This window comes from Pseudonocardia nematodicida, assembly GCF_040105385.1.
Lineage (GTDB): Bacteria > Actinomycetota > Actinomycetes > Mycobacteriales > Pseudonocardiaceae > Pseudonocardia > Pseudonocardia nematodicida.
In genome coordinates this window covers 113841-127263 of sequence record NZ_JBEDNQ010000003.1, presented here as the reverse complement: position 1 = coordinate 127263, position 13423 = coordinate 113841, and the positions used below count along the sequence as shown (strand labels likewise).

Annotated in this window: 16 protein-coding genes; 4 read left to right on the top strand and 12 right to left on the bottom strand. The window is 74.3% G+C overall.

The window, feature by feature from the left end:
• Positions 1-14: 14 nt before the first annotated feature.
• Both rocD and ddaH read right to left on the bottom strand, forming a co-directional pair.
• On the bottom strand, positions 15-1238 hold the full coding sequence (rocD, locus tag WIS52_RS07920) for an ornithine--oxo-acid transaminase (protein ID WP_349297485.1): 1224 nt from the start codon (positions 1236-1238) through the stop codon (positions 15-17).
• Entirely contained in the window at positions 1235-2047 is an 813-nt protein-coding gene (gene ddaH, locus WIS52_RS07915) for a dimethylargininase (RefSeq protein WP_349297933.1), read from the bottom strand. Before ddaH ends, rocD begins: the two co-directional genes overlap by 4 nt.
• A 193-nt stretch (positions 2048-2240) precedes the next feature.
• Here ddaH and WIS52_RS07910 point away from each other — a divergent pair, with 193 nt between their 5' ends.
• Both WIS52_RS07910 and WIS52_RS07905 read left to right on the top strand, forming a co-directional pair.
• Positions 2241-2672 carry an Lrp/AsnC family transcriptional regulator gene (locus tag WIS52_RS07910; RefSeq protein ID WP_349297932.1) on the top strand — a complete coding sequence of 144 codons (432 nt, stop codon included), beginning with the start codon at positions 2241-2243 and terminating at the stop codon, positions 2670-2672.
• A gap of 65 nt (positions 2673-2737) precedes the next feature.
• On the top strand, positions 2738-3244 hold the full coding sequence (locus tag WIS52_RS07905) for a VOC family protein (protein WP_349297484.1): 507 nt from the start codon (positions 2738-2740) through the stop codon (positions 3242-3244).
• Between the two features lie 3 nt (positions 3245-3247).
• Here WIS52_RS07905 and WIS52_RS07900 read toward each other — a convergent pair whose 3' ends face one another.
• The 9 genes from WIS52_RS07900 to WIS52_RS07860 form a co-directional block, all read right to left on the bottom strand.
• Positions 3248-3727: a heme-degrading domain-containing protein gene (locus WIS52_RS07900; protein ID WP_349297483.1), complete on the bottom strand. Its 480-nt coding sequence runs from the start codon at positions 3725-3727 to the stop codon at positions 3248-3250.
• Positions 3728-3732: 5 nt separating this feature from the next.
• Positions 3733-4785, bottom strand: a complete 1053-nt coding sequence (gene mgrA / locus WIS52_RS07895; protein ID WP_349297482.1) for an L-glyceraldehyde 3-phosphate reductase — start codon at positions 4783-4785, stop codon at positions 3733-3735.
• Positions 4786-4815: 30 nt separating this feature from the next.
• The gene (locus tag WIS52_RS07890; protein WP_349297481.1) at positions 4816-5418 is read right to left on the bottom strand and encodes a bifunctional 4-hydroxy-2-oxoglutarate aldolase/2-dehydro-3-deoxy-phosphogluconate aldolase; all 603 of its coding nucleotides are present in this window, start codon (positions 5416-5418) and stop codon (positions 4816-4818) included.
• Entirely contained in the window at positions 5406-6149 is a 744-nt protein-coding gene (locus WIS52_RS07885) for an IclR family transcriptional regulator (protein WP_349297480.1), read from the bottom strand. Before WIS52_RS07885 ends, WIS52_RS07890 begins: the two co-directional genes overlap by 13 nt.
• A gap of 11 nt (positions 6150-6160) precedes the next feature.
• Positions 6161-7162: a sugar kinase gene (locus tag WIS52_RS07880; protein ID WP_349297479.1), complete on the bottom strand. Its 1002-nt coding sequence runs from the start codon at positions 7160-7162 to the stop codon at positions 6161-6163.
• Positions 7140-8654, bottom strand: coding sequence for a tripartite tricarboxylate transporter permease (locus WIS52_RS07875; protein WP_349297478.1), 1515 nt, complete (start codon positions 8652-8654; stop codon positions 7140-7142). The genes WIS52_RS07880 and WIS52_RS07875 overlap by 23 nt, the downstream gene beginning before the upstream one ends.
• Complete coding sequence (locus WIS52_RS07870) at positions 8651-9199, bottom strand: tripartite tricarboxylate transporter TctB family protein (RefSeq protein ID WP_349297477.1); 549 nt, start codon at positions 9197-9199, stop codon at positions 8651-8653. Before WIS52_RS07870 ends, WIS52_RS07875 begins: the two co-directional genes overlap by 4 nt.
• A complete protein-coding gene (locus tag WIS52_RS07865; protein WP_349297476.1) occupies positions 9196-10179 on the bottom strand; it encodes a tripartite tricarboxylate transporter substrate binding protein in 984 nt (327 codons plus the stop codon). The genes WIS52_RS07870 and WIS52_RS07865 overlap by 4 nt, the downstream gene beginning before the upstream one ends.
• A gap of 143 nt (positions 10180-10322) precedes the next feature.
• Positions 10323-11087, bottom strand: a complete 765-nt coding sequence (locus tag WIS52_RS07860) for a GntR family transcriptional regulator (protein WP_349297475.1) — start codon at positions 11085-11087, stop codon at positions 10323-10325.
• Positions 11088-11160: 73 nt separating this feature from the next.
• Here WIS52_RS07860 and WIS52_RS07855 point away from each other — a divergent pair, with 73 nt between their 5' ends.
• A complete protein-coding gene (locus tag WIS52_RS07855; RefSeq protein ID WP_349297474.1) occupies positions 11161-11793 on the top strand; it encodes a TenA family protein in 633 nt (210 codons plus the stop codon).
• Positions 11794-11845: 52 nt separating this feature from the next.
• Here the strand turns inward: WIS52_RS07855 and WIS52_RS07850 are convergent, their stop codons facing one another.
• Positions 11846-12721: an SDR family NAD(P)-dependent oxidoreductase gene (locus tag WIS52_RS07850; protein ID WP_349297473.1), complete on the bottom strand. Its 876-nt coding sequence runs from the start codon at positions 12719-12721 to the stop codon at positions 11846-11848.
• An 89-nt stretch (positions 12722-12810) separates the two neighbouring features.
• Between WIS52_RS07850 and WIS52_RS07845 the strand changes: the two genes are divergently transcribed.
• Positions 12811-13410 (top strand): TetR/AcrR family transcriptional regulator, encoded by a 600-nt coding sequence (locus WIS52_RS07845; RefSeq protein WP_349297472.1) that lies wholly within the window; start codon positions 12811-12813, stop codon positions 13408-13410.
• Positions 13411-13423: the final 13 nt, after the last annotated feature.

Here is a 13423-nt window from a genome sequence, read left to right as displayed (position 1 = left end):
CCACAGCCTGCCATTCACCCCCGGGCGAGGTCTTCCAGCACCTGCCCGAGAGTGTCGACGAGCACGTCGATCTCCTCCCGGGTGACCACCAGCGGCGGGGAGAGCCGGACGGTCACGCCGTGGGTCTCCTTCGCCAGCACGCCGCGGCGGGCCAGCTCCACACAGACCGCGCGCCCGTCGCCGAGCGCCGGGTCGACGTCGCAGCCGAACCACAGCCCGGCCCCGCGCACCGCGGTGAACCCGGGCAGCTCCCGCAGCCGCTCGCCCAGGTACCCGCCGAGCTCCAGCGCCGCGGCCTGGTACTCCCCCGTCCCGAGCAGCCCGCACACCGCCGACCCGACGGCGGCGGCGAACGGGTTCCCGCCGAAGGTCGAGCCGTGCTCGCCGGGGCGCAGCACCCCGAGCACGTCGCGGCGGCCGGCGACGGCGCTGACCGGCACGATCCCGCCACCGAGCGCCTTGCCCAGGGTGTAGAGGTCGGCCCGGACCCCCTCGGTGTCGCTCCGCAGCGTGGCGCCGGTGCGCCCCAGCCCGGACTGGATCTCGTCGCAGATCAGCAGCACGTCGCGCTCGACGGTGACCCGCCGGACCTCGGCGAGGTAGCCGGGCGGCGGCACGATCACGCCGGCCTCGCCCTGGATCGGCTCGATCAGCACGGCGGCGGTGTCGTCGGTGAGCGCCGCCGCGAGCGCCCCGGAGTCGCCGTACGGGACGCGGTCGAAGCCGTCCGCGTACGGGCCGAACCCGTCGCGGGCCGACGGGTCGTCGGAGAACCCGACGATCGTCGTCGTCCGGCCGTGGAAGTTCCCCCCGGCGACGACGATCCGGGCCCGGCCCTCGGGAATCCCGCGCACCCGGTGTCCCCAGGCGCGGGCGACCTTGATCGCGGACTCGACGGCCTCCGCGCCGGTGTTCATCGGCAGCACGGCCTCGGTGCCGGTGAGCTCGGCGACATCGCGCTGGAAGGCGGGCAGCCGGTCGTTGTGGAACGCCCGCGCGGTGAGGGTGAGCGCGTCGAGCTGGCGGTGCGCGGCCTCGGTGAGCACCGGGTGGCGGTGCCCGAAGTTGAGCGCGGAGTAGCCGGCCAGGGCGTCGAGGTAGCGGTTGCCGTCGACGTCGGTGACCCAGGCACCCTCGCCGTGGGACAGCACGACGGGCAGCGGCGCGTAGTTGGTGACGCCGTGCCGGTCGGCGAGCGCGACCTGGTCCGCGGTGCGGGTGGGCACTACTGCGGTCATCGGGTGGCCTCCTCGCCGGTTCGCACGCCCCGCAGCTCGAGGGTGCAGCACTTGATCCCGCCACCACCGCGGCGGAGCTCGGACAGGTCGACGGGCACGGTCTCGAAGCCGCGCTCGCGCAGGTCGGCGGCGAACGCCCGGGCCTGCGCGGCGTGCACGACGTGCCGCCCGTCGGAGAAACAGTTCAGGCCCAGGACGGCGGCGTCGGCCTCGCCGACCAGCACGGCGTCCGGGAAGCGGTCGGCGAGCACGGCCCGCGACGGCGCGTCGAACGCCGACGGCAGGTAGGCCACCGAGCCGGGCCCGCCGTCCGGGTCGAGCACGGCGAACGCGGTGTCGAGGTGGTAGTAGCGCGGGTCGACCAGGCGCAGGCTCACGACCTCGCGCCCGAAGGTCGCGGCGACCTCGTCGTGCGCGGCCGGATCGGTGCGGAACCCGGTACCGGCGTAGATCGTCTTCCCGACCAGCAGCAGGTCGCCCTCGCCCTCGTTGACCTCGCGGGCCTCCCGGACGTCGAACCCGTGCGCGCGGAACCAGCCGGCGTACGCGGGACCCTCCGCGGCGCGCTCGGCGTGCCGGAACCGGGCGGTCAGCGCGACGCCGTCGACGACCTGGCCGCCGTTGGCGGCGTAGACCATGTCCGGCAGGCCGGGCAACGGGTCGATGAGCGACACGTCGAAGCCGAGGTCGCGGTAGGTGTCGTACAGCCGCGTCCACTGGTCGAGCGCGAGCGCGGTGTCGGTGGCGTGCTCGGGCCGCATCCACGGGTTGATCCGGTAGCTGACGGTGAAGTGCTCCGGCCGGCACATCAGCACCGACGGCGCCGGGCGGGACGGTTCCGCCGCAAGGAGCGGGCGGGGGAGCTCGACGACGGTCATGGCATCAGCCTGCCGCGCCCGGCCCGTGCGTTTCCCCGCTTTCTGCGCACGATCCGCGCGCATTCTGGCGATCTTGCGCCCGGATCCACCGCGCAACGCCGTATCCTGCAGCACTGTGACCGAGATCGACACGACCGACCGGCGACTGCTGGACCTGCTGCGCATCGACGGCCGTGCCGGCTGGTCCGAGCTCGGCGACCGGGTGGGGCTCTCCGCGTCGGCGGTACGCCGGCGGGTGGACCGGCTGACCGCCCGCGGGGTGATCACCGGGTTCACCGTGCAGGTCGACCCGGAGGCCGAGCAGGGGCCGGGGGTGGAGGCCTACGTGGAGCTGTTCTGCCGCGGCACGGTCGCGCCCGGCGAGCTCCAGCGGATGCTGTCGGCGGTCCCCGAGGTGGTGACCGCCGGGACGATCACCGGTGAGGCCGACGCCATCGTGCACCTGCGCTCGCGGGACGTCCGGTCCCTGGAGGACGCCCTGGAGCGGCTGCGGATGGCGCCGAACGTCGACCACACCCGCTCGGCCGTCGTGCTGTCCCGGCTCGTGACCCGTTGATGCCGGGCGGCCCCCCGGCGTAGCGTTGAGAGTTCAACTTCTTCGGCAGACCGGGAGACACACCGATGCCCGTCCAGCGCTTGAACCACGCCGTCCTCTACGTCCGCGACGTGGCCCGCAGCGTCGCCTTCTACGCCGACACCCTGGGGTTCCGCACGGTCGTCGAGATCCCCGGCGGCCGCGGCGCGTTCCTTCAGTCCCCGGGCTCGTCGAACGACCACGACCTCGCGCTGTTCGGGATCGGCGACGCCGCCGGGGCCTCCCGGGCCGGGCGGGAGACCGTCGGGCTCTACCACCTGGCCTGGGAGGTCGACACGCTCGGCGAGCTCGGCCGGATCCGGGGCGTGCTGGAGGCGGCCGGGGCGCTCGTCGGCGCCTCCGACCACGGCACCACGAAGGCGCTCTACGCACACGACCCGGACGGCCTGGAGTTCGAGGTCTGCTGGCTGGTCCCCGCCGCGCTGCTGGACGAGACGCACGAGATGAAGACCGACCGGCTCGACCTGGACGCCGAGATCGCCCGCTACGGCGCCGACACCCCCGGCGGGATCGGCGTCTCGGTCCCGGCCTAGCTGTTACGAGACCTCAGCGAGGAACGCCCGCAGCTGCTCGACCACGAACGCGTGGTCCTCGACGTGCGGCAGCCCCGACACACCCAGCGCTCCGACGACCCCGGTCCCGCGCACCCGCACCGGGAAGGCGCCACCGCGGGCGGCGTAGTCGTCGGCCGGGAGCCGGGACTCGGCCTCGAAGCTCCACCCGCGCGCGGCGAACTGCTCGGCGACGGCGAGCGAGCTGCGCTGGTAGTGCAGGACCACCGCGATCTTGCGCTCCAGCCAGGCGTCGTTGTCGGGGGTGGCCCCGTCGAGCGCGCAGTGGAAGACCCGCTGCCTCCCGAGCACGACGCCGATCGACAGGCCGAACCCGCGGGTCACGGCCGCGGCGCGCAGCCGTGACCCGAGGGCCCAGGCGTCGTCCCGGGTGAAGCCGTCCAGGACGAGCTCGTCCTCCTCGGCGCGGAGCCGGTCGAGCGCGGTCGCGGTGCTGCTGCTCACGGCGCTCACGCCTCCGAGGAGGCCGCCCACATGTTCAGCCCCCCGTCCTGTGCGTGCTCGTCGATCGCCGACAGCTCGTCGGGCGTGAACTCCGGTCCGGTGAGCGCGCCGGCCGAGTCGTCGAGCTGCTCGGGCCGCGAGGCCCCGACCAGCACCGAGGTGACCCGCTCGTCGCGGAGCACCCAGGCCAGCGCCATCTGGGCGAGGGTCTGGCCGCGGCCCCGGGCGATCTCGTCGAGCGCCTTGACCCGCTGCAGGTTCTCCTCGCTGAGCATGCCCTCGCGCAGCGTCTTGCCCTGCGTCGCGCGCGAGCCCTCCGGGACGCCGTGCAGGTACTTGGCGGTCAGCAGGCCCTGGGCGAGCGCGGAGAAGGCGATGCAGCCCACGCCCTCGGCGTCGAGCACGTCGAGCAGGGACGCCTCGCCCTGCTCGACCCACCGGTTGAGCAGTGAGTACGACGGCTGGTGCAGCACCAGCGGGGTGCCCAGGCCGCGCAGGATGCCGACCATCTCCCGGGTGCGGGCCGCCGAGTACGAGGAGATCCCGACGTAGCGGGCCCGGCCCGAGCGCACCGCGGCGTCCAGTGCTCCGGCGGTCTCCTCCATCGGCACCTCCGGGTCGAACCGGTGGCTGTAGAAGATGTCGACGTGATCGAGGCGCAGGCTGGTCAGCGAGTGGTCCAGGCTGGTCAGCAGGTGGTTCCGGCCGCCGCCGGAGCCGTGCGGGCCGCCGAAGAACGGGTAGCCGGCCTTGGTCGAGACGATCAGCTCGTGCCGCATCCCGGCGAAGTCCTCGGCGAGGATCCGGCCGACGTTCTTCTCCGCCGACCCGAACGGCGGGCCGTAGCCGTTCGCCAGGTCGATGTGGGTGATGCCGAGGTCGACGGCGCGGTGCAGGATCGCCCGCTGCCGCATGATCGGGGTGTCGTCGCCGAAGTTGTGCCAGGTGCCGAGCGAGATCGCGGGCAGCTTCAGGCCGCTCCGGCCGGAGCGGCGGTGCGGCATGCGGTCGTGCCGGTCGGGGTCCGGGACGTGCGCCGGGGTGACGTGGACGGTCATGAGGGAGTTCTCCTGAAGGGGGGCGGGGGTTCAGACGAGGGCGGCGAGCCGGTCGACCGCGGCGAGGTCCTCCAGCGCGGACCCGACGGCGACCGCGGACGCGCCGGCGGCGAGGTAGTCGGCGGCGTTGGCGGAGTCGATCCCGCCGGTCGCGACGAAGCGGACCCGCGGGAACGGCCCGCGCATCGCGCGGAACCAGTCGGGCCCGAGCACCGAGGCCGGGAACGCCTTCACCCAGGTCAGGCCGAGCGAGACCGCCTGCTGGACGTCGGAGGCGGTGGCCACGCCGGGCAGGTGCGCGAGACCTGCGGCGGCGCTCGCGGCCGCTACCCGCGGGTCGGTGCCCGGGGCGACGGTGAACTCCGCCCCGGCCGCGGCGACCTGCCGGACGAGGTCGGCGGTCACCACGGTGCCCGCCCCGACCGGGCGTCCGCGCCGCCGGCCCGCCTCGACGGTCCGGTGCAGCGACTCCAGCCCCTCGGCGTCCTGCACGGGGACCTCGACGGCGCCGAGGCCGGAGTCCCAGGCCCGCTCGGCGAGCTCCACGGTCCGCGCCGGCGGGAGGCCGCGCAGGATCGCCATCACGGGCGCCCCGCCCAGCGTCCGGTCGAAGTAGTCGGTCAGGTCCGCCATCCGAGCTCCTCGGAGATGTGGGTGGTGACCTCGGCCAGCCGCGGTCGCAGCAGGTCGAGGTCGGTGAGCGTGGCCCGGGCCTTCAGCGCGGTGATCGACACCGCCGCCATCACCCGGCCGGCGTGGTCGCGCACCGGCATCGCGACGCAGTTGACGTAGTCCTCGTACTCGCCGTCGTCGACCGCCCAGCCGCGTTCGAGGACCTGCGCGAGCTCGGCCCGGTAGCGCTCGCGGGTGGTGATCGTGGTGTCGGTGTGCCGGACGAAGTCCGCGGTGTCCAGCATGGACTCGACCCGGCCGGCGGGCAGATGGGCCAGGATCGCCTTCGCGACGCCGGCGGTGTGCAGGCAGACCTTCTGGCCGACCTGCGAGTACAGCCGGACCATGCCCGGCTGCTCGATCTTGTCCACGTAGACGATCGCGCTGTCCTCCAGCGCGGCCAGGTGCACCGTGTGCGAGCACTCCTCGCCCAGCTCGACCAGGTACGGGCGGGCCACCGCGCTGAGGTCGAACTGCTCGACGGCGATCTGGGCCAGCCCGGCGAGCCGGTAGCCGACGCCGTACCGGCCGTCGGCGTGCCGCCGGGCGAGCCCGCAGTCGGTCAGCGTGTGCAGCATCCGCAGCGCGGTCGACCGGTGCACGCCGAGGTGGTCGGCCACCTCGATCTGGGTGCGCGGCCGGACGCTGACGAACTCCAGGACCTCCGCGGCGCGCTGGATGCTCTGCGACATGTGAACCTCGATCAGACGGGAAGGAAGTCGTGGGTGCTGCTCAGGGCGCGGGCGGCCAGGTCGTGCCCGGCCCGCAGCCTGCGCTCCACATCGTCCCCGCGCAGCAGCCCCGACAGGTAGCCGGCCGCGAACGCGTCACCGGCCCCGACGACCTCGACGACGTCGACCTGGCGCGCCGGGACGAACGTCGTCCCGGTGTCGGGGGCCACCTCGGTCGCGCCCACCGCGCCGTCCTTCACGATCAGCCGCCCGGCCGGGCCCAGCAGCTCCGCCAGCGCGGCCGGCTCGCCGGTCCCCCACAGCGTCTCGGCCTCGTCGCGGCCGACGAAGACCAGGTCGGCCCGCCGGGCGAACCCGGCCAGCACCGGCGCGGCGGTCTCGGCGGACCAGAGCCCGGGCCGGTGGTTGACGTCGAACGACACCGGCACGCCGTGCCGGCCGGCGAGGGTGAACGCCACGTCCAGCAGGTCCCGGCAGCCCGGCGACAGCGCCGCGGTGATCCCGGAGACGTGCACCAGCCGGAGCCGTTCCCAGTCGACGTCGTCCAGGTCGGTGGGGTCCATCCCGGACGCGGCGGAGCCGGCGCGGTAGTAGAGGACGCCGGTGCCGGTCGGGCCGGGGTCCTTGAAGTAGACCCCGGTCGGGGCGCTACCGACGATCCGGACGCCGGAGGTGTCCACGCCCTGGCCTCCCACCGAGGCGACCATCCGGCGGCCGAGCGCGTCGTCACCGACCCGGCTCAGCCAGGCCGTCCGGTGCCCGCGCTCGGCGAGGTAGAGCGCGACGGTCGACTCGGCGCCGCCGACCTGCAGCGAGAACTCCCCGGCGTGCTCCAGCGGCTCGGGACGGACCGGCGCGACGAGGATCATGCTCTCGCCGATGCAGAGCGCGTCGATCGGCGCCGTGTCGATCCGGGCCGTGTCGATCCGGGCCGTGTCGATCCGGGCCGTGTCGATCCGGGACGTGTCGATCCGGGCTGTATCCGTCGGGTCACCGGATCTGGGCGGGGTCACGTTCGGCCTTCCTGTTCGAGCGGAGGAGCGCGCGGAGCCGCGGCCCCACGACGGCGAGCACGGCGAGCGCGATCAGGGTGACCGCGACCGGGCTGGTGTAGATCGCGGCCGGACCGTCGATCAGCAGCGCACGGCGCAGGCTGCTCTCGGCGAGCGGCCCGAGGATGAGCCCGAGGACCATCGGCCCGGCGGGGAAGCCGCACTGCCGCATGAACAGCCCGAGCAGGCCGAAGACCAGCATCAGGCCGACGTCGAACACGCTGTTCTGCACGGCGAACGTGCCGACCATGCAGAAGGTGAGGATGACCGCCCACAGGTGGTGCTGCGGCAGCGCCAGCAGCTTCACCACGCCGCGCATCCGCACCAGCGCCAGCGCCAGCGCGCCGGCCGTGGCCAGCAGCATGATCGTGCCGATACTGAAGACCAGGTCGGGCTGCTGCACGAACAGCGACGGCCCGGGCTGCAGTCCCCAGATGATCATCGAGCCGAGCATCACGGCCATCACCGAGTCGCCGGGCACGCCGATCGCCAGGGTGGTGGTGACCGAGCCGCCCATCGTCGCGGTGCTCGCGGTGTCCGAGGCGGCCAGGCCCTCCAGGGAGCCCTTCCCGAACCGCTCCGGGTGCCGCGAGGCGCGGCGGGCCCGGTCCCAGGCGACGACGCCGGCGATGTCGCCGCCCGCGCCGGGGACGACCCCGACGACCGCCCCGACCCCGGCGCCGATGGCCGTCGGCTTCCGGACCGTGCGCCGGTCCTCGCGGCTCGGCCACCACTCGCCGAGCTGGGTGATCGGGCGCGGCCGCTCGCCCCGGCGGGAGCAGAGGATCTGGTGCAGCACCTCGGCGACGCCGAACAGCCCGACGATCGCCGCGATGAACGGGATCCCGCTGCTCAGCTCGGCGAAGCCGAAGGTGAACCGGCCGTCACCGGTGATCGGGTCCCGGCCGATCGTGCCGAGCAGCAGCCCGCCGATCCCCGCGGCGAGACCCTTCGTCACCTTCCCGGCGGAGACGCCGATCATCATCGTGAGCCCGAAGACCACCAGCGCGAACATCTCCGGCGGACCGAACCCGATCGCGAACGAGGCCAGCGGCTGCGCCGCGAACAGCAGGATCAGGATGCCGGCGACGGCGCCGACCGCCGAGACCAGCGCGGACGCGGTCAGCGCGACGCCGGCCCGGCCCTGCTTCGCGAGCGGGTAGCCGTCGAAGGTCGTGGCGATCGACGCCGGCGTACCCGGGGTGTTGATCAGGATCGCCGGCACCCGGTCCCCGAACTGCGCCGCGACGTAGATCGAGAGCAGCACGGCCAGGCCCTGCAGCGGTTCCAGTGTGAGGGTGAACCCGGCGGCCAGCGCGACCGCCATCGTCGCGGTCACCCCGGGCACCGCGCCGACCAGGGTGCCGAGCAGGATCCCGATCACCAGGCAGAGCCCGATCGTCGGGTCCAGCAGCGCGCCGAGACCCTCGATCAGGGCCGTCCCGCCGCTCACAGCGGGACCCGCAGGAGCAGGCCGAACACGGCGTAGAGGACCGCCGTCGTCAGCAGCGGGACGAGCACCAGGTCACGCAGGCCGCGACCGCCGCCCACCGCGACCAGCCCGGCCAGCAGCGGCGGCATGACCAGCAGGAAGTGCAGCTGGTACCAGGCGGCCCCGAAGCCGACGACCAGGCCGAGCACCGCGAGGAGCCGGACCAGGCCGCCGGCGGTCGGGTGGTCCTCCACGGCCGGCGGCCGCACCGCGCCCACCACACCGACGGCGACGCCGCCGGCGACCAGCAGCCCGCCGAGGACGGTCGGCCACCAGGTGGGGCCGAAACCCCGGGCGACGACCTCGGAGGTGATCCGGGAGGCGGCGACGACCACCAGGACGCCCGTCCCGACCAGCGCCGCGGCCAGGCCGATCTCCCGGGTGCGCGAACCCGCGGCCGGGAGCTCCTCGTCGTCCGCCCGGGCCGTGCGCTCCGGCTGGGGATCGACCGGCTCGGGCGTGCCGGCGCCGGCGTCCGGACCGGAGGTCCCGACCGCGGGGGTCACTGCGCGCCGCCCTGCGCGAGCTCGCCGAAGCGCTCGAACTCGGACCGGACGAACTCGGTCGTGTCGGCCGCCGAGCGGTACTCGACCAGGTTCCCGCCCGAGGTGATCATGTTCTGGTACTCCTCGGCGTCGACCGCGGTCTTCACGGCCGCCTCGAGCCGGTCCCGGACCTCGTCGGGCAGGCCCGCCGGTGCGGCGATCACGGCCCAGCTGCCGGTGACGACGTCCTGCCCCAGCTCGGTCGCGGTCGGCACGTCGGGCAGGGCCGGCGCGCGCTCGGGGGTGAACACGGCCAGCACCCGGAGCCGGCCGTCGTCGTGCGCCGGGGCGGTCTCACCGATGCCGGCGACGACCGCGTCCACCTGGCCGCCGACGGCCGCGGCCACGGCCGGGGCGCCGCCGTCGAACGGCACGCCCTGGAACTCGACGCCCGCGGTCCGGGCCAGGTCCTGGGCCGCCGCCTCCCAGCTGGAACCGGGGCCGGCGTCGGAGACGGTGATGCCGCCCGGCTCGGCCCGCGCCGCCTCGAGCAGCTCGTCGAGCGTCGTGTACGGGCTCGACGCGGGCACCGCGACGGTGCCCGGCTGGGTGTTCGCCTGGCCGAGGAAGTCGTAGGCGGCCGGGTCGATGTCGTAGCCCTGGTGGCCGAGCATGCTGACCTCGACCGGGAGGACCGCGATGCTGTAGCCGTCCGGCGCGAGCCCGGCGAGGTGGGCCATGCCCACCGATCCGGCACCACCCGGACGGTTGTCCACCACGATCGACGTGCCGAGGTCGGCCTCCATCTCGGTGGCCAGCGTGCGGGCGGTGAGGTCGGTGGCACCGCCGGCCGCGGTCGGCGTGAACATCGTGATCGTGCCCTCGGGGAACGGGCCGTCGGCCGCGGCGCCACCCGACCGGTCCGCGCAGCCGGCCAGGAGCAGGGTCCCCGCGGCGGCCAGCGCGACCAGCAGGCGGGACCTCGTCGTACGTGCGGACATCGTCGTCCTTCCGGGTGATGCGTGTGCAACATGTGCAACACGCGTGCTCAATGTGCACGTACTTAAGCAGTCGAGTGCCCGGCACGACAAGACGTCGGGAACGAGACGGGGCGAAGTACCCCGAACAGCCGAGCGGGGTGTGGTCAGGACGGGTCGACGAGATCCACCCGGTAGCCCGCGCGGGCCGAGAACCGGGCGGTCACCGAGAACCGGTCGCCGCGCACCAGGGTGTGCCGCCACTCGACGGGACGGTCCCCGGACAGGCCGAGCCGCTCGATGGACAGCACCGCCGTCTCCGCACCGATCCCGAGCAGGTCGCGCTCCCCCGGCCCGGGAACGACGGCGCGGATGTTCTCGTCGCCGCCGTCGACCCGGATGCCGCAGCGGCGGCGGTACTCGGGGTAGAGCCCGGTGTGGGTGAAGTCGACGTCGAGCAGCGGGGCCGCCAGCTCCTCGGGGAGCCAGACGCGGTCGACCGCGAGCGGCTCGGAGTCGGCGAGCCGGAGCCGCTCCAGGTGCACCAGCGGGGTGGACTCCTCCAGACCCATCCGGGCGGCGACCACCCCGTCCCGGCGGACGTCGAACGAGTGGACCACGCTGCGCTGCGTCCGGCCGGTCGCCTCGACCGCGACGTAGAGCGAGTACGGCTCGTCGAGCGGTTGCTCGATCGGCTCGGCGACGGCGGGCCGGGCGACGCGGCCACGGCTGGCGACGACGGCGCCGTCGTCGCGCATCCGGCGCAGCGCCTCGCGGACGGTGTGCCGGCTCACCGCGTACTCCGAGGCCAGCGTGAGCTCGGCGGGCAGCGCGGTCGAGAACTCGCCGTCCTCCAGCCGGCGGCGGAGGTCGGCCAGCAGCTGCTGCCAGAGCGGTGTGCCGCCCGCCCGGACCAGCGTCCGCCCGCCCATCGCCGTGCCCCCTTTCGTCGCGTGTCCCGGTCACCGTAGGCGAGCGGTCGTACACCGCCCCTAGCCTGGGCCCATGTCGTTCAGCGCCCGGTTGCGGGAATCGAACTCGACGGTGTGGGACGCGGCGGTCGGGCACCGGTTCGTCCAGGAGCTGTGGGACGGCTCGGTCGACCGGGCCGTGCTGCGGCACTACCTGGAACAGGATCACCAGTTCGTCGACGCGTTCCTGGCCCTGATGGGCGCCGCCGTCGCGCACTCCGACCGGCCGCCGGCGCGGGTGCGGCTGGCCCGCCAGCTCGGACTGGTCGCCGGGCCCGAGAACACCTACTTCGAGCGGTCGCTGAGCGAGCTGGACGCACGGCCCGACCCGGAGCGCGCCGCACCGACGGTCGGCTTCGTGGACCTGATGCTCGAGGCCCGCGACGCGGGTTACGCCGAGGCGCTGGCGGTGCTCGTCGTCGCCGAGTGGCTGTACCTGGACTGGGCCACCCGGCCGGGCGCGCGGCTGCCGGACGACCGGATCTGCCGGGAGTGGATCGACCTGCACCGGGGCGTCGAGTTCGAGGAGTGGGTCGCCTTCCTGCGGTCCGAACTGGACCGGGTGGCCGAGGACCTGACCCCGGAGCACGTGGACCGGGTCGCGGCGCTGTTCATCCGCGCGGTCGACCTGGAGAAGGCGTTCTTCGACGCGGCCTACGAGGTCTGACCCTGGGGATGCGCGGACGACGTCGCCGACCTCGCGGAGCGGTGACCGGCACTCAGCTGCCCGTCGACCGCCCGCTCCGCACGGCCGGCGCGGCGAGCAGCTCGCGGGCCGCGGCGAGCAGCCCGTCCTGATACACCGGGTCCGCCGCACGGACCGACCGGTCCCCGAACCCCCGGTGGTACGCCACGACCGCGCCGGACGGACCGGTCGGGTTGAGCACGAGGCTCGCCAGCGCCGACCCCGACGTCTCCGAGGTGACCGCGTACGGCCTCAGCGCGGTGAGCGCGCGGCCCAGGGTCCGGTAGATCGGCTGCTGCCACCTCGGATGGCTCCGGGTGAGCCCGGTGTCGGTCATGAGACCCGGGTCGTAGCAGGTCCAGTGGGTCGCCGGGTACTCCCGCGCGTAGGCCCCGGCGAGCGCCGTCGTGTGCAGCTTCGAGGTGCTGTAGCGCAGCATCCCGCTGTCCGCCGCCCGCTCACCCCGGGCGAGCGCGCCGAGGTCGAGGTCCTCGACCGGCGCGGGGATCAGCGGCCATTCGCCGGGGATGTGCGTGCCCGAGCCGAGCAGCACCGCGTGCCCCACCGGGTCCGGCCGCGCCAGCAGCGCGTCGAGCAGGACGACGTGCCCGAGGACGTTCACCGCGAGGGTCTCCTCCACGCCGTCCGCGGTGAAGGTCGGCGGGCCGGTGAACTGCAGTCCGGCGTTGGCGACGACCGCTTCGAGTGGCGCCAGCCCGGCCGCCACCTCCCGGACGTGCTGCGGGCGGGCGAGGTCGAGCACCAGCGGGGTGCCGCCGATCTCCTCGGCGACCCGGGTGACGGCGGCGGGATCACGCCCGCTGACGACGACGTCGGCGCCGCGGCGGGCGAGGGACCGCGCGGTGGCCAGTCCGAGACCGCGGGTGGAGCCGGTGATGAGTACGCGCATACCGCAACGCTAGCGGCATGTGATGCCACATGGCAAACCGTGCCATTTGACTGTTCGTGCCACGTGGCGAGGGGTGCCATAATCGACCGATGACCGATCCCGCCGCGCCGAACCTGCGCGAGATCAAGAAGCGGCGCACCCGCGCGGCGATCGTGGCGGCGGCGATGAACCTGTTCGACGAGCACGGCTACGACGCCGTCACCGTCGCGGCGGTCGCCGAGGCGGCCGAGGTGGGCCAGCGGACCCTCTACCGGCACTTCGCCGACAAGGAGGACTTCCTCTTCGCACCGGACGACGAGCTGCACCACGCCATGACCCGGGCCGCGGCCGCGGCACCCGACGACGGGACCGGCCTCGCCGTGTTCGTCCACGCCGTGCGCGCCGCCGCCGAGATCCTGGAACCCCAGCGCGAGATGCTCGTCCGGCGCGCCCGGGTCATCGCGCGGACCCCCGCGCTGCAGGCGCGCGAGGGCCTCAAGCAGGCCGCCCTGCAGCAGCTGTTCACCGACGAGCTGGTCCGCCGCGGACACCCTCCGGAACGCGCGCGGCTCGTCGCCGGCATCGGGATGACCTGCGCCGGGGAGGCGCTCGCGCGGTGGCTCGAGGACCCGGACCACGGCTCGCTCGACGAGATCATCGCCGGCGTCGAGGCCGATGCCGGCACGCTCGGCACACCCATCCACAAGTGATCCACATGTGGAG

What these genes read in the sequence shown, in the direction of transcription:
- WIS52_RS07850 (WP_349297473.1), bottom strand. Translation starts at nt 12,721, where the DNA reads ATGCGCGTACTCATCACCGGCTCCACCCGCGGTCTCGGACTGGCCACC.
- rocD (WP_349297485.1), bottom strand. Translation starts at nt 1,238, where the DNA reads ATGACCGCAGTAGTGCCCACCCGCACCGCGGACCAGGTCGCGCTCGCC.
- WIS52_RS07885 (WP_349297480.1), bottom strand. Translation starts at nt 6,149, where the DNA reads ATGTCGCAGAGCATCCAGCGCGCCGCGGAGGTCCTGGAGTTCGTCAGC.
- WIS52_RS07865 (WP_349297476.1), bottom strand. Translation starts at nt 10,179, where the DNA reads ATGTCCGCACGTACGACGAGGTCCCGCCTGCTGGTCGCGCTGGCCGCC.
- WIS52_RS07905 (WP_349297484.1), top strand. Translation starts at nt 2,738, where the DNA reads ATGCCCGTCCAGCGCTTGAACCACGCCGTCCTCTACGTCCGCGACGTG.
- ddaH (WP_349297933.1), bottom strand. Translation starts at nt 2,047, where the DNA reads ATGTGCCGGCCGGAGCACTTCACCGTCAGCTACCGGATCAACCCGTGG.
- WIS52_RS07860 (WP_349297475.1), bottom strand. Translation starts at nt 11,087, where the DNA reads ATGGGCGGGCGGACGCTGGTCCGGGCGGGCGGCACACCGCTCTGGCAG.
- WIS52_RS07845 (WP_349297472.1), top strand. Translation starts at nt 12,811, where the DNA reads ATGACCGATCCCGCCGCGCCGAACCTGCGCGAGATCAAGAAGCGGCGC.
- WIS52_RS07855 (WP_349297474.1), top strand. Translation starts at nt 11,161, where the DNA reads ATGTCGTTCAGCGCCCGGTTGCGGGAATCGAACTCGACGGTGTGGGAC.
- mgrA (WP_349297482.1), bottom strand. Translation starts at nt 4,785, where the DNA reads ATGACCGTCCACGTCACCCCGGCGCACGTCCCGGACCCCGACCGGCAC.
- WIS52_RS07890 (WP_349297481.1), bottom strand. Translation starts at nt 5,418, where the DNA reads ATGGCGGACCTGACCGACTACTTCGACCGGACGCTGGGCGGGGCGCCC.